Annotated in this window: 24 protein-coding genes; 15 read left to right on the top strand and 9 right to left on the bottom strand. The window is 70.4% G+C overall.

From position 1 onward, the window contains the following. Nucleotides 1-36: 36 nt before the first annotated feature. Entirely contained in the window at nucleotides 37-702 is a 666-nt protein-coding gene (locus LVY72_RS03370; protein ID WP_237818030.1) for a TetR/AcrR family transcriptional regulator C-terminal domain-containing protein, read from the top strand. Between the two features lie 8 nt (nucleotides 703-710). On the opposite strand, the gene LVY72_RS03365 is transcribed toward LVY72_RS03370, so the two are convergent. Continuing rightward, nucleotides 711-1,967 carry an NAD(P)/FAD-dependent oxidoreductase gene (locus LVY72_RS03365; protein ID WP_237818029.1) on the bottom strand — a complete coding sequence of 419 codons (1,257 nt, stop codon included), beginning with the start codon at nucleotides 1,965-1,967 and terminating at the stop codon, nucleotides 711-713. A 126-nt stretch (nucleotides 1,968-2,093) separates the two neighbouring features. Between LVY72_RS03365 and LVY72_RS03360 the strand changes: the two genes are divergently transcribed. The 5 genes from LVY72_RS03360 (at nucleotide 2,094) to LVY72_RS03340 (ending at nucleotide 7,498) form a co-directional block, all read left to right on the top strand. Beyond that, nucleotides 2,094-2,615, top strand: a complete 522-nt coding sequence (locus tag LVY72_RS03360) for an Lrp/AsnC family transcriptional regulator (RefSeq protein WP_237818028.1) — start codon at nucleotides 2,094-2,096, stop codon at nucleotides 2,613-2,615. Nucleotides 2,616-2,754: 139 nt separating this feature from the next. Further along, complete coding sequence (locus tag LVY72_RS03355) at nucleotides 2,755-4,941, top strand: M1 family metallopeptidase (protein ID WP_237818027.1); 2,187 nt, start codon at nucleotides 2,755-2,757, stop codon at nucleotides 4,939-4,941. A 43-nt stretch (nucleotides 4,942-4,984) separates the two neighbouring features. Further along, the gene (locus tag LVY72_RS03350; RefSeq protein WP_237818026.1) at nucleotides 4,985-5,482 is read left to right on the top strand and encodes an SRPBCC family protein; all 498 of its coding nucleotides are present in this window, start codon (nucleotides 4,985-4,987) and stop codon (nucleotides 5,480-5,482) included. A 247-nt stretch (nucleotides 5,483-5,729) separates the two neighbouring features. Then, on the top strand, nucleotides 5,730-6,308 hold the full coding sequence (locus LVY72_RS03345) for an NADPH-dependent FMN reductase (RefSeq protein WP_237818172.1): 579 nt from the start codon (nucleotides 5,730-5,732) through the stop codon (nucleotides 6,306-6,308). A 128-nt stretch (nucleotides 6,309-6,436) separates the two neighbouring features. Continuing rightward, on the top strand, nucleotides 6,437-7,498 hold the full coding sequence (locus LVY72_RS03340; RefSeq protein WP_237818025.1) for an App1 family protein phosphatidate phosphatase: 1,062 nt from the start codon (nucleotides 6,437-6,439) through the stop codon (nucleotides 7,496-7,498). On the opposite strand, the gene LVY72_RS03335 is transcribed toward LVY72_RS03340, so the two are convergent. From LVY72_RS03335 to LVY72_RS03325, 3 genes are all read right to left on the bottom strand, one after another. Further along, nucleotides 7,488-9,149, bottom strand: a complete 1,662-nt coding sequence (locus tag LVY72_RS03335; RefSeq protein ID WP_237818024.1) for an MFS transporter — start codon at nucleotides 9,147-9,149, stop codon at nucleotides 7,488-7,490. The genes LVY72_RS03340 and LVY72_RS03335 overlap by 11 nt on opposite strands. Before the next feature lie 141 nt (nucleotides 9,150-9,290). After that, nucleotides 9,291-9,665, bottom strand: a complete 375-nt coding sequence (locus tag LVY72_RS03330) for a hypothetical protein (protein ID WP_237818023.1) — start codon at nucleotides 9,663-9,665, stop codon at nucleotides 9,291-9,293. A gap of 270 nt (nucleotides 9,666-9,935) precedes the next feature. Continuing rightward, the gene (locus LVY72_RS03325) at nucleotides 9,936-10,445 is read right to left on the bottom strand and encodes a CarD family transcriptional regulator (protein WP_237818022.1); all 510 of its coding nucleotides are present in this window, start codon (nucleotides 10,443-10,445) and stop codon (nucleotides 9,936-9,938) included. Nucleotides 10,446-10,554: 109 nt separating this feature from the next. On the opposite strand from LVY72_RS03325, the gene LVY72_RS03320 reads away from it, so the two are divergent. The 3 genes from LVY72_RS03320 to LVY72_RS03310 all read left to right on the top strand — a co-directional run bounded on the left by LVY72_RS03320 (nucleotide 10,555) and on the right by LVY72_RS03310 (nucleotide 14,387). Further along, nucleotides 10,555-11,223: a TetR family transcriptional regulator gene (locus tag LVY72_RS03320; protein WP_237818021.1), complete on the top strand. Its 669-nt coding sequence runs from the start codon at nucleotides 10,555-10,557 to the stop codon at nucleotides 11,221-11,223. A 132-nt stretch (nucleotides 11,224-11,355) separates the two neighbouring features. Beyond that, complete coding sequence (gene ligM, locus LVY72_RS03315; protein WP_237818020.1) at nucleotides 11,356-12,762, top strand: vanillate/3-O-methylgallate O-demethylase; 1,407 nt, start codon at nucleotides 11,356-11,358, stop codon at nucleotides 12,760-12,762. 146 nt (nucleotides 12,763-12,908) lie between these two features. Continuing rightward, on the top strand, nucleotides 12,909-14,387 hold the full coding sequence (locus LVY72_RS03310) for an FAD-dependent monooxygenase (RefSeq protein ID WP_237818019.1): 1,479 nt from the start codon (nucleotides 12,909-12,911) through the stop codon (nucleotides 14,385-14,387). Nucleotides 14,388-14,415: 28 nt separating this feature from the next. On the opposite strand, the gene LVY72_RS03305 is transcribed toward LVY72_RS03310, so the two are convergent. Next, nucleotides 14,416-15,423 (bottom strand): LacI family DNA-binding transcriptional regulator, encoded by a 1,008-nt coding sequence (locus tag LVY72_RS03305; RefSeq protein ID WP_237818171.1) that lies wholly within the window; start codon nucleotides 15,421-15,423, stop codon nucleotides 14,416-14,418. Nucleotides 15,424-15,632: 209 nt separating this feature from the next. Between LVY72_RS03305 and uriH the strand changes: the two genes are divergently transcribed. Genes uriH through LVY72_RS03290 form a run of 3 tightly spaced genes read left to right on the top strand, consistent with a single transcriptional unit; the run spans nucleotide 15,633 to nucleotide 18,984 of the window. After that, nucleotides 15,633-16,607, top strand: a complete 975-nt coding sequence (gene uriH, locus LVY72_RS03300) for a uridine-preferring nucleoside hydrolase UriH (RefSeq protein ID WP_237818018.1) — start codon at nucleotides 15,633-15,635, stop codon at nucleotides 16,605-16,607. Beyond that, a complete protein-coding gene (gene uriT / locus LVY72_RS03295) occupies nucleotides 16,604-18,028 on the top strand; it encodes a uridine transporter UriT (RefSeq protein WP_237818017.1) in 1,425 nt (474 codons plus the stop codon). The genes uriH and uriT overlap by 4 nt, the downstream gene beginning before the upstream one ends. Beyond that, nucleotides 18,025-18,984: a ribokinase gene (locus LVY72_RS03290; RefSeq protein ID WP_237818016.1), complete on the top strand. Its 960-nt coding sequence runs from the start codon at nucleotides 18,025-18,027 to the stop codon at nucleotides 18,982-18,984. Before uriT ends, LVY72_RS03290 begins: the two co-directional genes overlap by 4 nt. Nucleotides 18,985-19,005: 21 nt before the next feature. Here the strand turns inward: LVY72_RS03290 and LVY72_RS03285 are convergent, their stop codons facing one another. The 3 genes from LVY72_RS03285 to LVY72_RS03275 all read right to left on the bottom strand — a co-directional run bounded on the left by LVY72_RS03285 (nucleotide 19,006) and on the right by LVY72_RS03275 (nucleotide 21,410). Further along, complete coding sequence (locus LVY72_RS03285) at nucleotides 19,006-19,887, bottom strand: methylenetetrahydrofolate reductase (RefSeq protein WP_237818015.1); 882 nt, start codon at nucleotides 19,885-19,887, stop codon at nucleotides 19,006-19,008. Nucleotides 19,888-19,923: 36 nt separating this feature from the next. Next, nucleotides 19,924-20,793: a phosphatase PAP2 family protein gene (locus LVY72_RS03280; RefSeq protein ID WP_237818014.1), complete on the bottom strand. Its 870-nt coding sequence runs from the start codon at nucleotides 20,791-20,793 to the stop codon at nucleotides 19,924-19,926. A 182-nt stretch (nucleotides 20,794-20,975) separates the two neighbouring features. Further along, on the bottom strand, nucleotides 20,976-21,410 hold the full coding sequence (locus LVY72_RS03275) for a DoxX family protein (RefSeq protein WP_237818013.1): 435 nt from the start codon (nucleotides 21,408-21,410) through the stop codon (nucleotides 20,976-20,978). Nucleotides 21,411-21,628: 218 nt separating this feature from the next. Between LVY72_RS03275 and LVY72_RS03270 the strand changes: the two genes are divergently transcribed. The 3 genes from LVY72_RS03270 (at nucleotide 21,629) to LVY72_RS03260 (ending at nucleotide 24,791) form a co-directional block, all read left to right on the top strand. Next, the gene (locus tag LVY72_RS03270; RefSeq protein ID WP_237818012.1) at nucleotides 21,629-22,390 is read left to right on the top strand and encodes a M50 family metallopeptidase; all 762 of its coding nucleotides are present in this window, start codon (nucleotides 21,629-21,631) and stop codon (nucleotides 22,388-22,390) included. 377 nt (nucleotides 22,391-22,767) lie between these two features. Then, nucleotides 22,768-23,262, top strand: coding sequence for an FBP domain-containing protein (locus LVY72_RS03265; RefSeq protein ID WP_237818011.1), 495 nt, complete (start codon nucleotides 22,768-22,770; stop codon nucleotides 23,260-23,262). Between the two features lie 164 nt (nucleotides 23,263-23,426). Further along, entirely contained in the window at nucleotides 23,427-24,791 is a 1,365-nt protein-coding gene (locus tag LVY72_RS03260) for an MBL fold metallo-hydrolase (RefSeq protein WP_237818010.1), read from the top strand. On the opposite strand, the gene LVY72_RS03255 is transcribed toward LVY72_RS03260, so the two are convergent. Continuing rightward, a complete protein-coding gene (locus LVY72_RS03255) occupies nucleotides 24,770-25,843 on the bottom strand; it encodes an alkene reductase (protein WP_308190670.1) in 1,074 nt (357 codons plus the stop codon). The two genes, LVY72_RS03260 and LVY72_RS03255, sit on opposite strands and share 22 nt — an antisense overlap. Between the last annotated feature and the right edge of the window lie 73 nt (nucleotides 25,844-25,916).

Here is a 25,916-nt window from a genome sequence, read left to right as displayed (position 1 = left end):
TCGTTTAAAGTGGTTGGAAACCGGATGGAGGATCCCATGGCGCGCCCGCTCAAGCCCAAGCTTTCGCCCGAGGCCATTGCCCGCGAGGCCCTGGCGATGGTGGACCGGGACGGCGAATTCACCATTCCCGCGCTCGCGGCGCGGCTGAAGGTCAGCGCCTCCTCGCTGTACAACCATGTCAGCGGCAAGGCGGACATCATCGAACTGATGCGCGGGGCGACGGTCGCCGGCATCGCCCTGCCGGATCCGGCCCTCGCACCCGCCGGCGGTAACGCGGACGGCGGGGACTGGACCGGCACCGTCCGGGCCATCGCCGTCGAATACCGCCGCGCGTACGCCGCCCATCCGCGGCTCATCCCGCTGTTCACCGCCTACACGGTCCGGGACCCCGCCACCCTGCATATGTACGACGTGCTGGCACAGGTCTTCGCCGCAGCCGGATTTGCGCCCAGGCGCACGCTGGAGGCGATCACGGTGCTGGATTCCTTCGTGCTCGGCTCGGCCCTGGACGCCGCGGCGCCGGAGCAGGTGTGGGCGGCGGCGCCCGGTGCCAGCACGGCGCTGCAGGATGCGCTGCGCGAGGGCCTCGGCGGCCCGGACCGGGCCCGGCAGGCGTTCCTTTATGGCCTGGACCTGCTGCTGGCCGGCTTCGACCGGGAGTCCGCGGTCATCCGCGACGCCGCACCGGAGCCGGCCGGATAGCCGGCGGCTCAGCGCAGCGGGTCGAAGCCGCGCAGCTGCTCGGGCACCGTGCCGGTGACGATCTGCTCGGCCAGCAGCTTCCCGGTGGCGGGCCCGAGCACGATGCCCCACATGCCGTGGCCGCCGGCCACGAAGACCCCGGGGGCGCGCGTCGCCCCGATCACCGGCAGACCGTCCGGGGTGACCGGCCGCGGGCCCACCCAGAGGTCCGCCAGGTCCTCCAGGTCCATTCCGGTGAACAACGGACGCACCGAGGCCAGGATCGCGTCGATCCGGCCGGTCTGCAGCGGCTCGTCCGGGCCGCGGAACTCCATCGTGCCGGCGATCCGCAGCCGGCCCTGGTAGGGCGTGCAGGCCACCCGGCGGGCGGGGAAGTAGATCGGGAACTCGGCCGGCTCCTCGGTCGCCACGCTGAAGGAGTAGCCGCGTCCGGCCTGGATCATGGTGCGCACGCCCAGCGGCTTGGCCAGCGCCGGCAGCCAGGCCCCGGTGGCCAGCACCACGACGTCGGCCGCCACCGGTTCGTGCCCGTAGGCGTCGACGGCGATCCCGGACGGGCCGTGCCGCAGCCCGCGGACTTCGGCGCCGGGCACAATCCGGCCGCCGCGGGACCGGACGGCATCGGCCAGGGCCTCGGCGAACGGCCCGGGCTCGATGAAACGCTGGCCTTCCAGTTCGAACACGGCACCCACCGCGGCCGAGAGCTGGGGGACCTTGAGCTGCGGGTCCGTCATCCGATACAGCGGCACGCGCTGGCCGGCCCGTTCCACCTGCTGGATCTCGTGGACGAACGGTCCGCTCTGCTGCTCGTTTTCGAAGCCGATGATGAACGGGCCCTTCTTGGTCCACGCCGCCACGCCGGAACCGGTCAGTTCGTCGAAGGCATCCAGGGCCATCCGGTCGATCGGGGTCAGTGCAGCCATCGCCCGCTGCCACGCCCCGGCCGTTGCGTGGCGCGCGAACCGGGCCAGGAACGTCCAGAGCCGCGGATCCAGCCGGGCCGGAATATGCAGCGGGGCGGTGGGGTCGAGCAGGGCCTTCGGCGCGTAGGACCAGAGCGTGGGATCCGCCAGCGGCATCGCCATGCCCGGAGTCAGCCAGCCGGCATTGCCCCAGGACGCGCCGGCGGCCACGCCGGAGCGGTCCAGCACGGTCACCTCCACGCCCCGTTCCTGCAGGTGCCAGGCCGTCGCCAGTCCCACCATGCCTGCCCCGACGACGACGGCGCTGCGCGGCGGGGTGGCTCCCGGGTACCGATAGTGCATGGTGTGTCCTCCTGCTGGTCGGGCCGCGGCGGCCCGGAATCCGAACGGAACTGTTGGAGCCTATGGTGAAGATATGTCAGTGGGAATGCAATGAATTCGCCGAACATTCTCGGTAGGCTCGGCAGTATGCCAGATCATTCGGAAAGCGTCCGCAGGAAGGCCGGTGGACCGCAGGAAATTCGAGCCGGCGGACTGGATGATACCGACCGGATCATCCTGCGGATCCTGCAGGCCGACGCCCGCACCCCGAACAACGCCATTGCCGCAGCCGCGGGCATCGCCCCCTCCACCTGCCACGGCAGGATCCGGTCGCTGCAGGAGCGCGGGATCATCCGCGGGTTCCATGCGGAGGTGGATCCGGCGGCGGTCGGCCGCGGCCTGCAGGCGCTGATCTCAATCCGGCTGCAGGCCCATGCGCGCTCGAACCTGGGCCAGTTCGAGGACTACCTTGCCGGGCTGCCCGAGGTCGAAGCGATCTTCTTCGTCACGGGGGACCGGGACTTCCTGATCCACGTGGCGGTGCCGGACTCCGCGGCGCTGCGGGACCTGGTGGCCCAGAACCTCAGCGTCCGCCCGGAGGTGGCCGGGACGAACACCGCCGTGCTCTTCGACTACGTTCGTCCCCGCGGCGGTTCGCCCGCTCCCTGATCCACCGACTGGCTGCCGTCCGGCGCAGCCGATCCGGGCCGCCGGAGGCCGCTGCCGCCGGCGGCCCTATCGCCGGGCAGGCGGCGGCCCTACACTGCTGGGTAACCAGAGCACCTTTCGTTCGTCGGAATGAGGAGCCATGGCCGCCAAGCAGCTGCTGGGAATGCGGATCGATGCCTGGCGGGCCGTCCGGGCCCGGCGGCGGGTTTCGGCAGTTGCCGTCCTGCTGCTCGCCGCCACCGCGCTGTCCGTCCCGGCCGCGGAGGGCAGCGGCGGCAGCTTCCGGCCCGGGGAGCCGGGGCTGAACGATCCCTACTTTCCGCTGGACGGCAACGGCGGCTACGACGTCGACCGCTACCTGCTCGACCTGGCCTACGACCCGGCCACCGATGTGCTCAGCGGGACCGCGACCCTGACCGCCCGGGCCACCCAGAACCTGTCCGCCTTCAACCTGGACCTGGACGGGCTGACCGTCCGGTCCGTGGACGTGAACAGCGCAGCTGCCGTCTGGTCGCGGGACGGTGCCGAGCTGACGGTGACACCCAAGCGGGGGCTGCCGAAGGGGAACCGGTTCACCGTCGCGGTCAGGTACGACGGCGTGCCGGCGGCCATCAACGATCAGTTCGGCCGCAGCGGCTTCCTCGCCACCGACGACGGCGCCCTGATCGTCGGGGAGCCGCACGTTGCCGCCACCTGGTTCCCGGTGAACGACCACCCCCGGGACAAGGCGTCCTACACTTTCCGGATCACCGTCCCCGAGGGGCTGGAAGTGGTGGCGAACGGACGGCTGCAGTCCCGGAAGACCCGCAACGGCCGGACCACCTGGGCCTGGCAGGCGTCGGAGCCGATGGCCCCCTATCTCGCCACCGCGAGCGTGGGGAACTTCAGGTTCGACACGGCCCGGGACGGCCGGATCCGGATCCTGGATGCCCTGGACCCGGACCTCTTCGAGCCGCCGGCGCTGCCGCGGACCGGCACCAGCTACGCCTGGTCGCAGGCCGGCAACGGATCCTACAAACGGCTGGCACGCACCATCAGCGTCCCGGCCGGCGGTGCGGCGCTGTCCTTCTGGACGGACCGGGACACCGAACAGGACCGGGACTTCATGTTCGTCGAAGCCCGTACCGCCGGTGCCGAGGACTGGACCACCCTGCCCGACGCCAACGGCCATACCAGTGCCGCCACCGGTTCCTCCTGCCCCAACTGGCACCGGATCCACCCCTTCCTGGCGCACTACCAGACGGACGCCGGCGGCGGCCCCTGCACGGCGTCGGGCACCTCGGGCCAATGGTGGGCGGCCAGCGGGGCCAGCGACGGCTGGGAACAGTGGGCGGTGGATCTGTCCGCCTATGCCGGCCGGGACATGGAACTGGCCATCACCTATGCCAGCGACGAGCGTGTGCAGGGCGCCGGCGTCTTCATCGACGACATCGCCGTCTCCACCGGGGTGGGCAGCACCTCCTTCGAGGACGACGGCGACACCTGGGACGGCTGGCGGGCCGCCGGGGAGCCGGCCGGCAGCCCGGCCAATGCCAATGACTGGACTGCCATCTCGGCGCCGCCGGCGTCGCTGGGCGAACAGGCACGGACCGCACTGGACCGGCAGCCGGAGATTCTCGACTTCCTGGCCGGGAACTTCGGTCCCTACCCGTTCCGCGACGCCGGCGGGATCGTCGACGACCTCGCCGGCCTGGGGTTCGCCTTGGAAAACCAGACCCGCCCGATCTACAACAAGGAGATTTTCGCGGATCCGGTCCTGGGCCCCTCCACGGTGCTCCACGAACTGGCGCACCAATGGTTCGGCGACAGCCTGACGATCGACTCCTGGCGGGACATCTGGCTGAACGAGGGTTTTGCCACCTACGCCGAATGGCTGTGGAGCGAACACCTTGGCCAGGACACCGCCCAGGAGAATTTCGAGAACTGGGCGTCGCTGCCGGCCACCGATTCGTTCTGGGACGTAACGGTCGGGGATCCGGGCGCCGACCTGATTTTTGACACCGCGGTCTATGCCCGCGGAGCGATGGCGCTGCACGCGCTGCGCCAGAAGATCGGGGACGATGACTTCTTCCGCGTCCTGCGCACCTGGGCCAAGCGCTACGCCGGACGAAACGTCTCCACCGGCGAATTCATGGCGCTGGCCGAACGGATCTCGGGGCAGGACCTCGACCTGCTCTTCGACGAGTGGCTGTTCACGGCGGCAAAGCCCGCAGGCCTGCCGGAGCCGAAGCCCCAGTCGGCACGCCGGTCCGCGCCCGAACCGCCCCCGGTACCCCCGGGAACGAAGCATCCGAAGCCGCGGCCGGAACGGCCCGCGTCCGGGTGACCGCAACAGCCCCGCGGCCGGTCCGCAGGGAGGAAGGCAGCCGATGCAGTCGCTGGACCATGAGGAACTGAGCATCCACATTGATGCGCCGCCCGGGACGGTCTATGCGATCGTCGCGGACGTGGCCCGCACACCCGAGTACAGCCCGGAGATCGTCGAATGCCGCTGGCTGGACGGGGCCACCGGGCCGGCCCCCGGAGTCCGCTTCAAGGCGCGGAACAGGGTGGGCCGGATCTCCTGGTCGAACAAGCCGATGGTCACCGTGGCCGAACCGGGACGGGAGTTTGCCTTCTCCCGCACCGAGCCGTTGTGCGGCACCCTCCAGTGGCGCTACCGGTTCGAGCCGGAGGATGGCGGCACCCGGGTGACTCAGTCGTATCTGGTGGTGCGCCCGATCACCCGGCTCGGGTGGATCATCGTCAGCGGCTTCGGCACGGACCGGAACCGGGCCAGGACCATGCGGGACGGCATGGAACTAAGCCTGCAGCGGCTGCGCACCGTCGCGGAGCGTGACCAGGCGGACCGGTCCGGCGGCCGGTAGCAACAACCCCGCCCGGGACGGGGCGCGGGTATGGCGGCGGACTGGTTGTTGACACATCATCTAAGAGCCCCCTACGATGGTTGAAAGATCAAGTTTCCTACCGAAGGCAGCCATGTCCTGGTTCAAGAACCTCTTCCGCAAGTCCCGGAGTGCGGCCCCGGTGCCCGCCGCTCCCGCCCCGGCCCCGGCCGAGACCGCCGCCCCGGCGCAGGGCCCCAAGCACGCCGCGCTCCCGGCCGACAGCTCGCTGCCGCGGATCGCCATCGTCACCGGCAGCACCCGCCCGGGCCGCGTGAACAACGCGGTGGCAGAGTGGACCCTGGCCCAGCTCGCCGGCCGCACGGATGCCAGCTTCGACCTGGTGGACATCAACACGTTCGACCTGCCGCTGCTGGACGAGCCGTTCCCCGCCGCGTACCAGAACTACCAGAACGAGCACACCAAGGCCTTCTCGGTCCGGATCGCCGAGTTCGACGGCTACATCTTCGTGACCAATGAATACAACCACTCGGCCGGCCCGGCCCTGGTCAACGCACTGTCCTTCCTGAACGTCGAGTTCAACAACAAGGCTGCCGGGATCGTCTCCTACGGCTCGATGGGCGGGGCCCGCGCCGCTGAGCACCTGCGCGGGGCGCTGTCCGAGCTGCAGCTGGCGCACGTGCGCAACCAGGTGATGTTCAGCCTGTTCACCGACTTCGAGAACTTCACCGAGTTCAAGCCGACCGAGCAGAACGCCGGCACCCTGGCCCCGATGGTGGACCAGCTGGTGCCGTGGGCCAAGGGCTTCGCCGCGGTCCGCAAGGAAGCGGTACCGGCCGGCGCCTGAGCCCCGGACAACACAATGGCCCCGCCGCACGCTGTGCGGCGGGGCCATTGTGTCTGCCGCGTGCCACCAGGTTGCCGCCCGCGGCCGGCTGGTTTCCGGCCCGGCCGGGAGCGTGCAAAACTTGGCCCATGGCAGGCAGCAGAGGAAAAGACGCCGAGGTCCTGGAAAAGGCGGCCCATATTGGCATGCGCATCGAGGACCGCTGGCAGGCGTTTCGGGAACGCCGGGCCCGCCGGCGCGGCCACGTGGCCACGGTGCTGCCCTTCACCGGCTACGGGACGGACGGTTGGATCCGTGTCCTGGGCCGCGTCGTGATGGCCCCCGACGGCGCCTTCGAGGGCGGCAAGGCCTCGCTGCAGCTGGTGGCGGACGGCATCCGCGGCTGGCGCAATTTCATCAGCCCCCCGGTGGCCAGCGCCAAGGTCACGGTGGAGGTCAACGGCGTGCGCCACGAAGCCGTCGCGGACCGCGGCGGGGTGCTGGACGCACGGATCGAGGCGGAGCTGCCCGAGGGCTGGCACACCGTGGTGCTCACCTGCGAGGACTCGGAACCGTCCGAGGCCGAGATCTACATCGTGCCGCGGGACATCCACTTCGGGGTGGTCTCCGACATTGACGACACCGTCATGGTCACGGCGCTGCCGCGTCCCTTCCTGGCTGCCTGGAACACCTTCGTTTTGGACGAGCACGCCCGTACGCCGACGCCCGGCATGGCGGTACTGATGGACCGCATCGCCCGGGGCCACCGGGGCAGTCCCGTGCTGTACCTGTCCACCGGGGCCTGGAACGTGGCGCAGACGCTGACGCGGTTCCTCTCCCGGAACATGTACCCCGACGGCCCGCTGCTGCTGACCGACTGGGGCCCCACCCATGACCGCTGGTTCCGCAGCGGCCAGCAGCACAAGCAATCCGAACTGATTCGCCTGGCCGAGGAATTCCCGCAGGTGAAATGGCTGCTGATCGGCGACGACGGCCAGCATGACGAAGCCATCTATGCCGGATTCGCCCGGCGCTATCCGGATCATGTGGCCGCCATCGCCATCCGGCAGCTCTCCGCCAGCGAAGCGGTGCTGGCCGGCGGCCGCTCCGCCGGAGCGGCCGGCGATACCCCGAACGTGCCCTGGATCTACGCGACCGACGGCGCCGGAATTGCCCAGCGGCTGCACGAGCTGGGCATCGTCACGGACTAAGGCGCGAAAAGGCCGCCCGGCCCGGGAGCATCCGGGCGGTGGCGGCCCCGGCCAGCGAGGCCAGCGCCAGCACCACCAGGCTCGTCTGCAGCGCGTCGAGCCGTGCCTGCACGCTGATCTCGACGGCGGAGGACACCTGCGCCGGCGTCAGATGCCAGGCCGAGCCGGAAAAGAACGCATACAGCGCGTGGTTGGGGACCACGGTGCTGGTGGCGGGGTCCAGCGCGACGTCCGGGGGCAGCGTGAAGCCCTGCCGGGCAACCAGGTTCCCGATATTGTCCAGCCCGGCCAGCAGGACCGTGCCGCCGAGCGCGGTGCCCAGTGCCGTGCCGAGGAAGCTGGCCAGTCCCCGGACGCTGCCGATTTCGCCGGCCAGCTCCGGTTCCGCGGACTTGGCCAGCGACGCGCTGCCGAGCGAGAGGCCCAAGCCGACGGCCACCCCGGTGGCGATCTGGCCGGCGACCAGCGCCGGCCCGCCCCAGTCCGCCGCGACGGCCGAGGCCAGCAGCACCATGCCGCCGGCACCGAGGAAATAGACGAAGGTCAGCAGCGTGCGGGACGGAACGATCCGGCCCACCACACCGGCGGTGGCCACCGCGGCAAAGGTGGCCAGCGCCAGCGGCAGCAGCAGCAGGGACGCATCGACGACGCCGTAGCCGAGCACCGTCTGGGCGTACAGCAGCAGCAGGAAGGTGGCACCACCGAACAGCAGGTTCACCGCGACCAGGCAGACCAGCAGGGCCTTGCGCTCGCCGGAGCCCAGTATGGACGGCGCCAGCAGCGGGGGCCGCGGCCGGCCATGCGCCGGCCCGGTCGCCGGCCCCTTGGAGCCCGGCGGGACGGCCTGCCGCAGCGCCTGCTGCCGCGTCACGAACAGCTGCAGCACCAGCATGCCCGCCACCAGCATGGGCGGGGCGGGGGAGAGCCCCAGCAGGTTGAACGGTGCCTCCTGCCGGGCCGTGATGAACCCCCACACGCCCATCTGGTTGATGCCGCCGATGATCAGCACCACGCCCAGGCAGGGCAGCAGCACGCTGGCGGCGTCGATCCTCTCGGCTTCCTGCGGCAGCGGCAGCCGGAGCCGGCTGCCACAGATCAGCGCCACCACGGACAACAGCCCGAGCAGCAGGAAGGGTGCGCGCCAACCCAGTGCGCTGATCAGCAGGCCGCCCAGCAGCAGCCCCAGGCTGGCGCCGAAGCCGATGGTTCCGGCCTGGAGCACGACGGCGGAGCGGTGCTGCCTGCCGCTGTAGGCGGCACCGAGGATGGCCAGCCCGTTGGGCACCAGCAGGGCGGCGCCGACCCCGGCCACCATCTGGCCGGTGACCAGCACCGGCCCATTGATCGCCGACGCCGTGAACAGCATGCCGATGGCGTAAAGATTCAGCCCGAGCATCTGGATGCGGATGGGCGAGAGCAGGGAGCTGAGCTTGCCGCCGGCCATGGCCAGGGCCGCTGCCAGCACGGAGTAAGTCACCAACGCCAGCTGGACGGTGGCCAGCGGTACCCGCAGGCCGCGGACAATGTCGCCGACGCCGGCGCTGAGTACCGCGAAGTCCAGGACAACGGCGAAGCTGCCGAGGCAGACGAACGCCAGAGGAAGCCACTTGCGCCGATCGACCCGGGGGCCGGCAGCCGTTCGCGAACTCAACTCATCCCTGACCTTCCCCGTAGGTCCCGGTCAGCCGACCGCACCGTCCGGCTGGGGGATTAGGTAGGCAACATCATCCTCCGGCCCCGGTATCCCGGCAAGAGGCGCCGGCGGGACGCAGCCAGCCGGCCAACCTTGGGATTAGTCCGGTTCGCCGACCCGCTCGGGTTCGTACTGGCACAGGGTGAAGAACCTGTTGCCGGCGCCGGCGTGGCTGCTGGGAATCAGCAGCTTCGAGTATTTGGCGCACCACAAACCGCGGCCGCCGGCATCGGCGCAGGCTGCGCGGACGGCGTCGAAATCTTCGGAGTACAACAGCAGCGCCGTTGCGTCTGCCGCCGGCAGCTCCGGGTCGCTGAGTTGGATGATGCCCAATGCCGGCTCCAGGTGGATGCTGACATCCACCCATTCCTCGAACGGGCTGTCCGCGGCCCCCAGCCGTGCGGACCGATCGGGTGTGGTCTGATTGCTGTATTCGTTTGAGACTGTGTTAATCATCTTCATCCGCTGTGTCATGGATCACATTTTGTGAAGCGCTCCCACTATATGGTGCAGGACACAGAAAACCAAAAAGTGAACACAGCATTTCCGGCGGGGTCACTGTCCGCGCTCGCGCCGTGGCCTAAGAGAGCTGCCCGGGGTCCCCGTGCGCGAAGCGTGCGGGGCAGGCGGCGAACGCTAGCGCGTCGCGCCTTCCCACCACTCGCTGCCCTCGCGGCGGGACCCTCGGCGCTAGCGCGTCGCGCCTTCCCACCACTCGCTGCCCTCGCGGCGGGACCCTCGGCGCTAGCTGGCGGCCTGGTGTGCCGCCGCTTCGAAAACGTCCTCGATCATGGCGCGGGCCGCGTCCTCGTCCGTCTTCAGTGAGACGGCCAGTTCGGAGACCAGGATCTGCATGGCTTCCTCGCGCTGGCGCTTCTCGCCGGCCGAGGGGTGGCCGGCCTGGGCGCGGCGGGTCAGGTCGCGGACCACTTCGCTGACCTGGAAGACGTCCCCGGTGGTGATCTTGGCCTGGTTGTTCTTGAACCGCTGGGACCAGACTTCCTTGGCGGGGGCGGCCGGGACGGGTGAGCCGAGGATGGTGAATACCTGCTTGACGCCGCGGCTGCCGATGGCGCGGCGGATGCCGACCTTGTCGGCGTTCGCCGCGGGCAGTTCGATCATCAGCCCGTTGTGGTGGACCCGGAACCGCACGAAGGTGGTCTCGGTCGAATGGAAGGATCGCTTCTTCAGTTCCGTGACGGTGACGGCGCCGTGGTGGGGGTAGACAAGGGTGTCGCCAATGTTCAGTTTCATGCTTAAAATCGCCCTTTCATGCCAATATGGCAGATACTGCCATATTGGCAGGCTGATTACAAATGTGCGGTAGCCTTTATCACTGAAGGCGAACACAGGGGAAGGTTCCATGACGGCCAGTGCAGGCGAAGCAGCGGATCGAACAACGACGTCGGCGGCCATGGCCGCGCCCGGCTTGCGCGAGCGGCGCCGGCGGCAGACCATGGCTGAGATCAGCGAGGCCGCCCTGACATTGTTCGAGGAGCGCGGCCTGGAGGCGGCTACGGTGGACGACATTGCCGAAGCGGCCGGGATTTCCCAGCGCACTTTCTTCCGCTACTTTGCCGCCAAGGAGGACGCTGCGCTGCCGGCCCACCGGGAATTCGAGGATGCGGTGGAAGCCGGACTGGGCCAGGCGGATCCGGAGGCTGACCCGTGCGAGGAACTGGGCAAGGTCTACGGCCGGGCCCTGCAGGCCTTTGCGGACAATGCCTCGGCCGCCTCGCAGCGGATGCTCCGGGTCAGCCGCCTGCTGCGCCGGGAGCCGCTGCTGCGCGCGGCACTGGTCAGGCACAGCGCCGCGCGCAATGCCCGGCTGTTCCAGGCGCTGGCCGCCAAATTTGCCGGACCCCAGGCGGATGACCTGCAGTTGCGGGTGGCTGTGGAACTGTGCACCGGGCTGGCCCGGGCCGCTTTTGATACCTGGACGGAACGGCTCGAGGCCGGCCGGCCGGCACGATTGCCGGAGATCTTCGTGGACGCGCAGGACGCCGCCCAGCGCGTGCGCACGGCGTTCTAGGGTCCTGACCGGCCGGTGCCGGGAAGGCCCGGTGGGACGGTCGACGTATCTACGTTCATAGGCATAGAGTCGCCAGTGCCGACATGTGCACTGGATCACGCGCGGCCCCGGCCGCGGGGAGGACTAATACCGATGAGCGCAAAGAACCTGCAGGAAGTCCTGGACGCTTCCGGCAACACCGTCGAGCTGCTGCGCAATTCCCAGCTCGGCGCCTACATCTATCCGGTGGTTGCCCCTGAGTTCACGAACTGGCGCAGCGAACAGCGCGCCTGGCGCCGGACCGCGGTGCTGTTTGACCAGTCCCACCACATGGTCAACCTGTTCATCAAGGGCCCGGACGCGCTCCGGCTCATCTCCGATACCGCGGTCAACAGCGTGGCGGACTTCGCGGTCAACAAGGCCAAGCAGTACGTGCCCACCAGCCCCTCCGGGCGGGTGATCGGCGACGGCATCCTGTTCCACGAGGAAGAGGACCAGCTCGTCTATGTCGGCCGTGCCCCGGCGGCGAACTGGCTGCTGTACCACGCCGAAACCGGCGGCTACGACGTCGAGGTGGTCAAGGACGACCGCTCGCCGTCGCGCCCGATGGGCCAGCCGGTCTCGCGCAAGTACTGGCGCTTCCAGATCCAGGGCCCCAACGCCTGGCAGATCATCGAGAAGGTCAACGGCGGCGGACTCGAGCAGCAGAAGTTTTTCACCATGGGCTGGATGAACGTCGCCGGCCGGCAGGTCCGCACGCTGCGCCACGGCATGGCCGGAGCCCCGGGACTGGAGCTGTGGGGCCCGTACGAGACCTACGACCGGGTGCGCGACGTGATCCTCGAGGCCGGGCAGGAGTTCGGCATGCTGGCCGTCGGTGCCCGGGCCTACCCCTCCAACACGCTCGAGTCGGGCTGGATCCCGTCGCCGCTGCCGGCCATCTACACGGGCGAGGAGCTGCGCCCGTACCGGCAGTGGCTGGGTGCGGACAGCTACGAGGCCACCAACGCGCTGGCCGGCAGCTTCGTTTCGGGGAACATCGAGGACTACTACCTGAGCCCGTGGGAGCTGGGCTACGGATCCTTCGTGAAGTTCGACCACGACTTCATCGGCCGCGAGGCCCTGGAGCAGATCGACCCGGCCGGCCAGCGCCGGAAGGTCACGCTGGCCTGGCACGGGGAGGACCTGGACAAGATCTTCGGCTCGCTCTTCGATCCCGAGGACCTGCCGTACAAGTATTTCGACCTGCCGCTGGCCAACTACGGCTCATCCAACTACGACGCCGTGGTGGACGCGGACGGCACCACGGTGGGCCTGTCCCTGTTCACCGGCTACAGCGCCAACGAGCGGTGCGCCCTGTCGCTGGCCACCATCGATCCTCAGGTGCCCGAGGGTACGGAGCTCAGGGTGGTCTGGGGCGAGCCTAACGGCGGCACCCGCAAGACCACCGTCGAGCCGCACCGGCAGCTCGAGGTCCGCGCCGTCGTCAGCCCGGTGCCCTACGCGGAAACGGTCCGGAAGGACTACCACGGCGGCTGGCGGACCGGCCGGAAGGGCTAGGACCGCGCGTCCGGGTGGCGCCCAAGCCGCGGTGGCAGGGAGCGCCGCTCCCTGCCACTTCCAACGTACCGCGCACCGGGGGACTTGCGGCAAGGCCCCCCGCATGCCGCAAACTTCACTGACGTGCCCGGACGAGGCTTGGGGAAGTGGGGATTGTGATGCTTGATGTGGTCGTTGCCGGAGGCGGTCCGACCGGGATGATGCTGGCCGGCGAGCTGGCCCTGGCCGGGGTCGAGGCGACCGTCGTGGAGCGCCGCCCGACGCCACAGCTGGTGGGCTCCCGTGCGGGTGGATTCCACTCCCGCACGATCGAGATCCTGGACCAGCGCGGGATCGCCGACCGGTTCCTCGCCGAGGGGCAGACCGTCCAGGCAGCGTTTTTCGCGAGCCAGGCGCTGGACGTCAGCGACTTCCCGACCCGGCATCCCTACTCGCTCGGCCTGTGGCAGAACCACATCGAGCGGATCCTGGCCGGCTGGATCGAGGAGCTGGGCGTGCCGGTCCATCGAGGGCGCGAGGTGGCCGGCTTCGCCCAGGACGACGGCGGGGTCGACGTCTTCCTCGCCGGCGGCGGGCCGATGCGCGCGCGGTACCTGGTCGCGGCCGACGGCGGGCGCAGCACGGTCCGCAAGGCGGCCGGCATCGAGTTCCCCGGCTGGGAGGCGACCAGGAGCAGCCTGATCGCCGAGGTGGAGGTGACCGGGGAAACGCCGGCGGGCATCCGCCTTGATGAAACCGGGATCCACGGGCTGCACCTGATGGAGGACGGGCGGACCGTGCGGGTGGTCGTGACCGAGCAGCAGCTCGGCCCGGCCGCCGAGCCCACCCTGGCCGACCTCAGCCAGGCCCTGACCGCGGTCTACGGCACGGACTTCGGGGTCCATCAGCCGACGTGGATCTCGCGGTTCACCGACGCCACCCGGCAGGCCGCGGCCTACCGCAGCGGCCGGGTGCTGCTCGCCGGGGATGCCGCGCACATCCACCATCCGGCGGGCGGGCAGGGGATCGGACTCGGCATCCAGGACGCCGTGAACCTCGGCTGGAAGCTCGCCCAGGTGGTCAGGGGCAGCTCGCCGGACAGCCTGCTGGACACCTACCACGCCGAGCGGCACCCGGCCGGGGCCCGCGCGCTGAAGTACACGATGGCGCAGTCGGCCGTGCAGCGGGCCGACGTGCGGCTCACCGCGTTGGCCGACCTGGTCTCCGACCTGCTGTCGATCGATGCGGCCCGGCAACGGCTCGCCGGGCTCATCTGCGGCCTGGACGTCCACTACGACCTCGGTGCGGGACACCCGCTGCTCGGACGCCGGATGCCGGATCTTGACCTGGCCGGCGCCAACGGCCCGCTGCGGGTAGCCACCCTCCTGCACGAGGCCCGTGCGGTACTGCTCAACCTCGGTGAGCCGGGCAGCGTCGGGCTGGGGCCGTGGCGGGACCGGGTGCAGCTGGTGGATGCCTCCTACGACGGCGGGTGGGAGCTGCCGGTGATCGGTGCAGTCACCGCTCCCACGGCCGTCCTGGTCCGGCCCGACGGGTATGTGGCCTGGGTGGGGGAGGGGACCCCGTCGGGACTTGAGGAGGCACTGGCTGCCTGGTTTGGGCCGGCGGCGGCTGCCGGCACGTAGCTTCAGTGCGTAGTGACGGGCGTGGCCGTCAGCGGAGCCCGCTGTGGCCGCCGGCAGCCCGGTCGGTGGAGCCGCGCACCACCAGAGTGCTTTCCAGGGTCAGCTGGGGCCGTTCCAGGGTGCGTCCTTCGATCAGGCCGCGCAGCTGTTCGCCGGCTTTGAGCCCCAGCTGCGCGGCAGGCAGGTGGACGCTGGTGAGGCCGGGATTGCTGGTGGCCGAGTAGGGCAGGTCGTCGAAGCCAGCGACGGCGAGCTCGGCGGGGATCCGCAGGCCGGCCACGCGGGCTTCCTGCAGCACTCCGTAGGCATGCGTGTCGGTGGCGCAGACGACGGCGCTGACACCTGCCTGCTGCCACTGCGGCCAGGCCGCGGCAAACGCCTCGGCCGCTGCGCCGACGTCGATGGTGGTGCCGATCCGGTTCGCCGGATCGACGGACATCCCGAGCGCTGCCGCCGCCTGCAGGAACGCCGTGCGGCGGATGGCGAAGGTGGCCGTTCCGGTCACGCTGTCCAGGTAGGCCACGCGCCGGTGGCCGGAGCCGGCCAGGTGGGCCGCGAGTTCGCGGGCGCCGCTGGCGACGTCGAGGTTCACCGACGGGGCATAGGCCTCCAGGCCGGGCGCGTCGAGCAGCACCAGCGGGCCGGTGCTGGAAAGGTTTTCCAGGAACGCGGCATCGGGGGCGTCGACCAGCAGGCCCGCCGGGCGCAGGGCCGACAGCCGCCGGATGTCGTCGGCGCGGGGCAGTTCCCCGGCCTCGGTGACCGACAGCAGCAGCTGGAAATCCGAGCCGAGGGATTCGCGCACGCCCTCGATCACCTTGGCGAAGAACGGGTTGGAAATGTCCGGTGCGACCAGGATCACGATCGAGCTGACGCCCTTGGCCAGCGAACTGCCGACGCTGTCCACCACATAGCCGAGCTCGGCGATGGCCTGGCGGACGCGGGAGATGTTGTCCTCCGAGACCCGGCCATGCGTCTTGCCGTTGGCGACCAGGGAGACGGTTGCCGTGGAGACGCCGGCCCGCGAGGCAACCATTGCGGCGGTCACCCGCCGCCCGGGACGCTGCGGTAGTCCAAGGTCCGATGCCGATGTCATAGGCCCATGTTAGGCATCTCACCGCGCCGCAAGGCATCAAGCGCTTGACGTATTTCACGTCAAGCGTTTGACGTGACCGGTCGAGGGTGTCAAACTTCCCTGTGATTGAATTGCCGCCGCGGCGGCCCCCAATGACGTGGAGAGAAAATATGGACGCCACCTCCGTGACCCCTGGACCGAAGAAAATCATCCTCGACTGCGATCCGGGGCACGACGACGCCGTGGCGCTGCTCCTGGCGCACGGCAACCCGGACATCGAGCTGCTCGCGGTGACGACCGTCGTCGGCAACCAGACCCTGGAAAAGGTCACTAGGAACGCGCTGGCCGTGGGAACCATCGCCGGCATCACCGGCGTCCCGTTCGCCGCCGGCTGCGACCGCCCGCTGGTGCGCAGCATCGAAACCGCGCCGGATATCCACGGCGAGTCCGGCATGGACGGCCCGGCCCAGCCCGAGCCCACCATCGAGCTGGATCCCCGCCACGCCGTCGATCTGATCATCGACACGATCATGGCCCACGAGCCGGGTACCGTGACCCTGGTCCCGACCGCGGGCCTGACCAACATCGCGATGGCCGTGCGCAAGGAGCCGCGCGTCGTGGAGCGGGTCAAGGAAGTCGTGCTGATGGGCGGCGGGTACCACGTCGGCAACTGGAGCGCGGTGGCCGAATTCAACATCATCATCGACCCCGAGGCCGCGCACATCGTCTTCAACGAGAAGTGGCCGGTGGTCATGGTGGGGCTGGACCTCACGCACCAGGCGCTGGCCACTCCCGACGTCGTGGCGCAGATCGAAGCGGTCGGCACCGGCCCGGCCCGCTTCGTCCGCGAGCTGATGGACTTTTTCGCCCAGACGTACAAGGACGCCCAGGGCTTCGACTACCCGCCGGTCCACGATCCCTGTGCCGTGGCCTACGTCATCGACCCGACCGTGATGACCACCCGCAAGGTCCCGGTGAACGTTGAGCTGCAGGGCACGCTGACCCTCGGCATGACCGTCGCCGACTTCCGCGCCCCGGCGCCGGAGGACTGCCACACCTCCGTGGCCGTCGAGCTGGACCACGGAAAGTTCTGGAAGCTGGTCACCGACGCGCTGGTGCGGATCGGCGAGGTGGAAGCGAAATGAGCACTGTCCTCGACCGTCCCACGACCACCAAGGGCGGCACCACCGCCCTGATGGTCGCGCTGCTGACGGCCTGCGTGGCCTTCCAGCTCAATGCCTCGATGCTCAGCCCGGCCCTGGTCACCATGGGCGAGGAGCTGCAGACCGACCAGGCCGCGATCGGCCTGTCGCAGACCTGGTTCTTCACCACCGCCGCGCTGTTCTCCCTGTTCCTGCCGCGGCTGAGCGACATCGTCGGGCGCAAGCGGGTCCTCGTCGCGATGCTGCTGCTCACGGCCGCCGGTTCGGTGATTGCCGCCCTGGCCCCGGACGTGGTCTGGCTGTTCGTCGGCCGCATCGTCCAGGGCGTCAGCGGCCCCACCGTGCCGCTGTGCCTGATCATGCTGCGGACCGCCGTGTCCAACCCGCGCACCTACGGCGCGCTGATGGGCGTCATCCTGGCCGTGAACGGCGGCGTGGCCGGCGTCGATTCCTTCCTCGGCGGCTACATGGCCGAGCACTTCGGGTTCCGCAGCATCTTCTGGTTCATGGTGGTCCTGGGCGTAGTCGCCGCGGCCCTCGTCGCCCTGCTGGCCCGCGAGAGCAAGCCGCAGGCCGGGACCACCATGGACTGGGCCGGCGTGTTCTTCATCGTCGTCGCGGTCGGTGCCCTGCTGACTGCCCTGAACGAGGCTGCGAAACTGGTCGGCGCGTTCTCCGCGGGCACGCTGATCCTGTCGCTGGTGCTGATCGGCGTTGCCGTGGCCGCCTTCGCAGCCTTCTGGGCCACCGAAAAGCGGGCGAAGCAGCCGATGGTCGAGATCGTCCATCTGCGCCAGCGCTCCACCTGGGCCCCGCTGCTGACCACGGTACTGACGATGACCGGCATTTTCGCCGTCATCAACGGGATCGTCCCGGCCTACGTGCAGGCCGCCGCGCCCGGTTTCGGCATCGGGCCCACCGAAACGGCGCTGCTCATCCTGACCCCGTATGCGCTGCTGGGCTGGGTGTTCGGACCGGTCAGCGGCCGGCTGGCCCCGGTGCTGGGCTATACCAAGGTGCTGCGCATCGGCATGATCGGCAGCATCGTGTCCCTGGGCATCATCGTACTGTTCGGCCTGGACAGCCTGCCGCTGATGGTTGTTGGCACCGCGCTTCTCGGCATCACCTACGCCGGCACCGCGAACATCATGCTCAACGGGCTCGGCGTGGTGCTTTCGCCCCCGGGCAACCCCGGTTTCCTGCCCGGCATGAATGCCGGCGCCTTCAATCTCGGCGCCGGGCTGAGCTTCCTGCTGCTGCCGGCGGTGCTGGTGGGAACCTCGGCCCTGGGCGACCAGGCCTCCTACCTTACGGTGGTGCTGGTCGGCCTGGTCATCACGGTGGCGGCGTTCGCCGCCTCGCTGCTGATTCCCAAGCCCCTCGAGGCCGAGGTGGGCCAGTGAATCCCCGGGCCGGCCGGATCGTCGTCGTTGGTTCGCTGAACGCGGACCTGACCATCTACACCCAGCGGCTGCCCCGGCCGGGAGAAACCCTCCACGGCGAAGGCTTCACCGTGAACCCGGGCGGCAAGAGTGCCAACCAGGCGGTCGCGGCCAGCCGGCTGGGCGGCCGCGTCAGCCTCGTCGGGGCCGTGGGCCGGGACGCCAACGGGGACATGCTGCTCGACTCGGTGGCAGCCGCCGGGGTGGACGTGTCCCGCGTCCGCCGCACCGAAGACGTGGAGACGGGCGTCGCCGTCGTCACGGTGGACGCGCACGGCGAGAACAGCATCGTGATCTCTGCCGGCGCCAACGGCACGCTGGCGCCGGACGACGTCGCCGCAGCCCGGGACGTTTTCGACGGCGCCGCCGTGGTCTGCCTCTGCCTCGAAGTCGGCCTTGAAACCGTCCAGGCGGCCGCCCGGGCCGGGCGCGGCGCCGGTGCCACCGTGCTGCTCAACCTTTCGCCGATCGCGCAGATCCCGCAGGGCCTGGCGGAGGCCAGCGACGTCCTGCTGGTGAACTCCCACGAGGCATCGCAGTTCCTGGACGACGCCGACATGCCCGGCCCCGGTGCGGATGCTGCTGCCTGGGAGCAGGTGCGCCTGCAGTTCGCGGCCCACGGAATGGGCCGGGCCGTGGTCACCCTCGGCGCGCACGGCTCCGTGGTGCTGGACTCGGACGCCGGTGAAGGCCGCCGGGTCACGCGGATTGCCCCCACCAAGGTCGACGCCGTGGACACCACCGGGGCCGGCGATGCCTTCACCGGCGCCCTCGCGGCGCGGCTGGCCGCCGGCGGGACCCTGGCCGAGGCGGCCGCGTTTGCCTCGGTTGCTGCCGCCCTCGCCGCCACCCGGAAGGGTACCCAGGCGGCGTATCCGCGCCTGGACGACGTGCAGCGCCTGCGGTCCGGGGCCTGAGCCGGACCGGCGCCTGCGGCGCTATCCGGCGTGCCTGACGTCCCGCACCCACTCGGCGGTGGGCTTCAGGCCGCCGAAGGTGTAGAAGTGCGCCAGGACCCGGCCGTGCCCGGCCCGGTCCTGGCGTTCCGCGACGTCGCCGAGGTACTTGTCCGGGCCCGCGGTGCCCAGCAGGTTCGTGAGCGAAAAGCCGTACTTGTGCACGATCCCGGCGGAGCTGGCCACGCCAAAGCGCCGGGCGTAGCTCAGCAGCCGCTTGATCCCGGCCGGGCCGGGCACGCCGATCCGCACCGGTGCGCCGATCCCGCGCAGCCGCAGCTCGGCCAGCCAGTCCAGCACCGGGTCCGCGTCGAAGCCGAACTGGGTGATGATGCTCGATTCCAGGCCCAGGTCCTGCAGCGCCGCGTACTTGTCAGCCAGCGCCCGCCACAGCATTTCGTTGCTGATGTCGGGGTGCCCCTCGGGGTAGCCGCTGATGCCGACGTGTTCGATCCCGTAGCTGCCCAGCAGTCCGGAGCGGATCAGGGCGAGCGAATCCTCGTACGGGCCCAGCGGCTGTGCCGGGTCGCCGGCGACGGCGAACACGTCCTTGGGCGCGGCTGCGGCGGCCAGCGCATCGAGGAACTGCTCCAGCTCCTGCTGCGACGCCAGCCGCCGCGCCGAGATGTGGGGGACCGGGGTGAAGCCCAGCCGCCTGGCCGCCGCGGCGGCCGCGACGCGCAGCGGCTGATCCTCGTTGCCCAGGAAGGTTATGTTGATGCGGGTTCCCGGTGGGATCAGCTCGGCGGCTTCCTCCAGGGCCGGCACGTCCTTGCCGGTCATCTCCAGGGAGAAACCGTCCAGCAGCCGGCGCATTGACTGTCCTGGGCCCGCGCCGAGGGTTCCACGCTCGTCTTCGGCCATGGGGTATTGCTCCTTCGCTGCCGGCGGCCAGGGCGGTTACGGCTCCAACCTAGCGTCTGGCCCGCCGGCGGGCCATCGCCCGGCCTGATCCGGACCCCCGGTCCCGCGGTTCCGGACGGTCAGGTACAGCCGGTGCGCCGTGATGACCACGGCCAGCCAGGCCAGGCCCAGCGTCCACGCTCCGAGGACATCGGTGAACCAGTGGTGGCCCAGGAACACCCGGCTCAGCCCGACGGCCAGCGCAAACACCGAGGCCGCCAGGATCGTCAGCACCCGGGACCTCAGCGTGCGCTGGCGCAGGATGAGCAGGTAGGCCACGATCCCGGCGATGACGATGGAGTTCAGCGAGTGGCCGCTGGGGAACGACGCCGAATACTCGTAGGGCGGGACCGCATCCGCCAGCGGTGGCCGGGCCCGTCCGGTCAGCTGTTTGCCCGCCACGGTCATCAGCAGCGAGCCGCCTGCCGCCGCACCGATGAGCAGCACCGGCAGCCAGCTGCGGCGGGTCAGGCTGAGCGCCAGCAGGGCGAGGCCGGCCAGGATGGGCATGCCCACGCCGCCGGCCAGGTTCGTGAAGCCGGTGACCGCGGCGTCGAGCTCCGGAGTGCGCAGCCCGATGGCGGTCTGCAGCAGCGGGTGGTCCAGCACGGCCACGCCGTCGGCCTCCACCACCGACTCATAGACCTCGCCCGTGGCGGCCGTGAGCGCCGCCGCGGTGGTGGCTCCCAGCAGCAGGGTCAGGATCAGCGCGGCATACGGTCCCAGCCAGCGGCTGACCCGCTGGAACAGCCGGGCCAGCGCCCGGCCGAACGGCGTCTTCCAGCGCGCCAAGTCCTGGCCGCCGACGAAGCGGTCCCGGGCTGCGCCGTCGTCTGCTCCGCGCCCCTGCGGTTGGTCGTGCGCCACACTGCGACTCTAGCCCCGGCCGTTCCGGGGCGCGAGGCCGCCGGGACCGGATCGGTCCGCGGTCGGCCTGCCGCTCCGGGTGCCGTCAGCGCCCGCTGCAGGCAGGCAAAAAGCGCGTGCCTTCCGCACAGGAAGGCACGCGCTTGGGAGTTGCGTGCAGGCGTGGGCTTCAGGCCCGGCGCTTAGGCCAGGATGGCCAGCTTGGACTGCTTGCGGCCGAACAGGGCGTTGTCCACGGACAGCTTGCCCGGGCCCACCAGCGCCACGGCGAGGGCGGCAGCCGCGAGGATGAGGACCAGTTCGAAGCCGCCGGCCTCGACGAAGACGCCGGCCGAGGCGTGCACGAGCACCAGCGCGCCGAGCATGTTCAGGGTCAGCAGCAGGGCGAAGGGCCGGGACAGCACGCCCAGGATCAGCGCGATGCCGCCAACCAGTTCCAGCGTGGCAATGACCGGGGCGACCAGGTCAGCGGCGGGCACGCCCATCTGGGCAAAGGCGCCCTGGGTGCCGGCGATGGTGAACTGGTTGAACTTCTGCCAGCCGTGGGCAGCGAACAGGAAGCCGACGACGATGCGCAGTACGGTGCGGGCGGCGGTGTTCAGGGCGGGGTTGTTCATGTAATCCTCACGTTTTGTGGGTCGTGGTGGTCAATGGCTTGGCCGCCAGGGCCGGCGACGAGCATTCATGATTGACGCTTCAACTAAATGATGCCGGATTAAAGTTGAACTGTCAACTATTGGCGGGATTCGGCAGCCGTACAGCTTCCCCTGCTACTGTTCCGCAGGCACACACCCGACCGAACACGCACCCTACCGAAGAGGAGATCCGGCCGAGCATGGACGCAGCAGCGGGCACCGCCCAGGACATCGCGGCGCAGTGGTGGGACAAGGTCCTCGCCGGGTTCGAACGGGGCACCCCGGTGGAGCCCTCCGCGCTGGTCCTCGCCGCCATCCTGGCCGCCGCCGTCGCCGTGTCCGTCCCGCGGGTCTCCTGGCGCTGGTTCGGGCTCTTTGTCACGGTGGTCCATGAGCTCGGCCATGCCTTCGCCGCGCTGATGACCGGGCAGGTCGTCAAGGGCATCCACCTGCGCTTCGACCACTCCGGTGCCATGCACAGCCTGAGCCGGCGCAACGGCAGGGCCGGTGCGGCATGGTCCGGCTTCTGGGGCTACCCGGCCCCCGCCGTCGTCGGCGCCGCCCTGGTCTGGGCGGCCTATGCCGGCTGGTCCGGGCTCGCGCTGTCCGTCAGTGCGCTGCTGTTCCTGGCCACGCTGCTGTTCATCCGCAACTGGCAGGGGGTGGTCATCGCCCTGGCCTGCGCGGCCGCGGCCGCGCTGCTGGTCTGGTACGCCACGCCGCTGTTCCTGGGCTACTTCACCCTGGCCATCGGCATCGCGCTGCTCGTGGGAGCCGTGCGCGACTGGTTCAAGGTCTTCGGCGTGCACACCCGGCGCCGGCAGGAGCTGGCCAGCTCGGACGCCTTCATCCTTTCCCGGGGCACCGGCGTGCCGGCCGCCGTCTGGCTCGGCGGCTTCGCCGCGGTCATCGCCGCTTCCTGCCTTGCCGGGCTGGGCGCCGTGGCCGGCAGCCTCAGCTGAGCCTGGCCGCAGCCGAGAGTCCCGCACCACGCAGGCGGACGCTGCCAATGCCCTGCCTGCCTTGGCGGCCGGCGCCGGAAGCGGTTAGAATCTAGCCGCGCCCACGCTCTGTGGGCGGTTTCTTGGCGACGACAGGACTGATGAGCATGCGTAGCGCTGCTGTGGGAAGCGAGGCGGCCGCAATGGCCTGCAGTGCGGCCCGTCCTGCGCCAGCATCTGGGGACACCACCGTCTGAAGCGTCCCAGGTTCCTGCCCGGCCCGGCCGTGCCCGCTTTGGCACGGTCCGCGCAGCCCTGTGCCGCGCCGCCTCCGTGTGCCCGGAATCTGCCGGCGGCCAGCTAAGCCACTGCCAGCTCCGACCAGGAAGCCTCAAACCATGGAACAACTCACCGCCCCTGCCATCCGTAAATCCTTCATCAACGCCACCCGCTCCGAGGTGGCGGCCCTGAACCTGCCCGCCGGCTTCGCCGAACTGGACTGGGACAACCTGGACTACCTCGGCTGGCGGGACCCGAAGATGCCGCAGCGCGGCTACCTCGTCACCCCGCTGGAGGGCAAGCCCGTGGGCGTCCTGCTCCGGGCACCGGAAACCTCCGCGCCGGGCAACCGGCGGGTGCTCTGCGGCCTGTGCCAGGACGTGCATTCGGAGGAGGACGTCTACCTGTACGTGGCACGCCGGGCCGGACAGTCCGGGCGCGACGGCAACAGCGTCGGCACGCTGATCTGCGCGGACTTCGTCTGCTCGGCCAACGTCCGGCAGCAGGTGCCGGCCACGCCCATCCACCCGGACCCCGAGGCCGTCACCGCCGAACGGATCGCCGGGCTGCGCGAGCGCACCGACCGGTTCCTGCACCGGGTCCTCGGCCGGTAGCCGGCCCCGGCGCCACCCCCGCCCTCCCACTCCCAAAACTTGGGCGGGATAGTTGCACTAATCCGGACGGATAACAGCATCTATCCCGCCCAAATTGCCAGGTGCGGGGTGTTCCCAGACGGCGCGATCGTGCGCACCATGGAAACAGGACCCGAGGAGGCACCGTGGATGTCGTCGTGATCGAAACCCCGCCGCTGGGGGACCGCAGCTACCTGGTGCATGACGGTACCGTCGCACTGGTGGTGGACCCGCAGCGGGACACGGACCGGCTGGAAGCGGCGGTCCGGGAGGCCGGCGTGCGCCTGACCCACATAGCCGAGACCCACATCCACAATGACTACCTCAGCGGCGGGCTGCAGCTGGCCCAGGCGCACCGGGCGCAGTACCTGGTCAACGCCGCGGACGAGGTGGCCTTCGACCGCACCCCGGTGCAGGACGGGGACGTGATTGCCGTCGGCCGGCTGCGGGTCAGGGTGCTGGCCACCCCCGGCCACACCCATACGCACCTGTCCTACATCGTGCAGGACGGCGGCGAGCAGGCGGTCTTCTCCGGCGGCAGCCTGCTCTACGGCTCGGTCGGCCGCACCGACCTGGTCCGGCCCCAGGACACCGAGGCGCTGGCCCGCCAGCAGTATGCCTCCGCCCGCCGGCTGGCCGCCGAAGCGTCACCGGAGGCCGCCTTGTATCCCACCCATGGCTTCGGGTCCTTCTGCTCCAGCGGCCCGGCCACCCGCAGCGCGTCCTCGACCGTTGCCGAGCAGCTGGCGGGCAACCACGTGCTGACCGACCCGGACCAGGACCACTTCGTCCGCGAGCTGATCGCCAACCTCGGCGCCTACCCGTCCTACTACGCGCACATGGCGCCGGTGAACCGCCACGGCGCGGGCCCGGCGGACCTGGCGGTCCCCGAATCGCTGGACCCGGCCGAGCTGCAGCGGCGGCTGCGGGCCGGCGAATGGGTGGTGGACGTGCGCAACCGGGTGGCCTATGCCAGCAGCCACCTGCGCGGCTCGGTCAGTTTCGAGTATGGCAAGGGCACCAGGTTCACCGCCTATGTGGGCTGGGTGCTGCCCTGGAACCGGCCGCTGACCCTGCTCGGTTCGCACGCGGAGGTCGAGCGCGCGATCCGGGACCTGGCCCGGATCGGCTTCGAGTCACCGGACGCGAGCCTGGGCGCCGGGCCTGGTGACTGGGCGCCGGAGGCGGCGACGGCGGACTACCCGCGGGTGGGCTGGGACGCCGTGCCGCGCCGGCCGGGGCCAGCCGAGGTGCTGCTGGACGTGCGCCGCACGGACGAGTACGCCCGGTCGCATCTGGACGGCGCGCTGAACATCCCGGTGCATGAGCTGCTGCCCCGGCTCGACGAGCTGCCGCCGGGCCGGCTCTGGGTGCACTGCGCCTCAGGCTACCGGGCGTCCGTCGCGGCCAGCCTGCTGCAGCGGGCCGGCCGCGACGTGGTGCTGATCGACGCGGACTACCGGGACATCGAAGCCGCCGGGAGACCGGTTCAGTTCCGCCAGAACGGGTAATCCGTGTAGCCCTCGGCTCCCTCGGTGTAGAAGGTGGCGGAATCCGGCGCGTTCAGCGGCAGGTCTTCCCGCCAGCGGCGCAGCAGGTCCGGGTTGGCAAGGGCCGGCCGGCCCACGACGACGGCGTCCGCCCGGTTCCCGTCCAGCAGCGCCAAGGCCTCCTCGCGCGTGGTGACCTCGGCGAAGCCGGTGTTCAGCAGGACCTTGCCACCGAACCGGGCGCGCAGGTCCTGGACCAGGCGGCCGGCCGGATCCTTGTGCAGGATGCTCAGGTAGGCCAGGTCCAGCGGCGCCAGCCCGTCCACCAGTGCGCGGTAGGTGGCCAGGACGTCGTCGGCGTCGGTCTCCAGCGCGCCCTGGACATTGTGCTCGGGGGAAATCCGGAGGCCTACCTTGCCGGCGCCAATGGCCGCGGCCACTGCGGCGGTGGTTTCAACCACGAAGCGCGCCCGGTTGGCGGGCGAGCCGCCGTAGGCATCGGTGCGCAGGTTCGCCGACGGGGCGAGGAACTCGTGCAGCAGGTAGCCGTTGGCCCCGTGCAGCTCCACGCCGTCAAAGCCCGCTTCGACCGCGTTGCGGGAGGCCTGCACGAACTCATTGATGATGCCGGGCAGTTCCTCGGTGGCCAGCGCGCGCGGCACCGGCAGCGGGTACTTGCCGGTGTAGGTGCGGGTCATTCCGTCGATGGCGACCGCGCTGGGGGCCACCACCTCGCGCCCGCCGTTGGTCTCCGGATGGGTCACCCGGCCCGAATGCATCACCTGCGCAACGATCCGGCCGCCCTCGGCGTGCACCGCGTCGGTCACGCGGCGCCATCCCTCGACCTGTTCCTTGCTGACGAGCCCGGGCTGGCGGACGAAGGCCTGCCCGGCGAAGGACGGGTAGACCCCCTCGCCGACAATCAGTCCGAGCGAGGCCCGCTGGCGGTAGTACTCCACCACCAGGTCGCCGGGAACACCATCCCGGCCGGAACGCGAACGGGTCAGCGGGGCCATCACCAGCCGGTTGGACAGGTCCAGGTCACCCAGGGCCAGCGGGGAAAACAAACTCACGAAGCTACTCCTCAACGGTTCGGTAACAGTTCCTCGCAACGCGGGCCGGCGCAGCCGTTATTCCCGGACCGGC

The organism is Arthrobacter hankyongi (genome assembly GCF_022012395.1).
Taxonomy (GTDB): Bacteria; Actinomycetota; Actinomycetes; order Actinomycetales; family Micrococcaceae; genus Crystallibacter; species Crystallibacter hankyongi.
The sequence above is the reverse complement of the archived record's forward strand: the minus strand, read 5'-3'. Positions and strand labels throughout refer to the sequence as shown.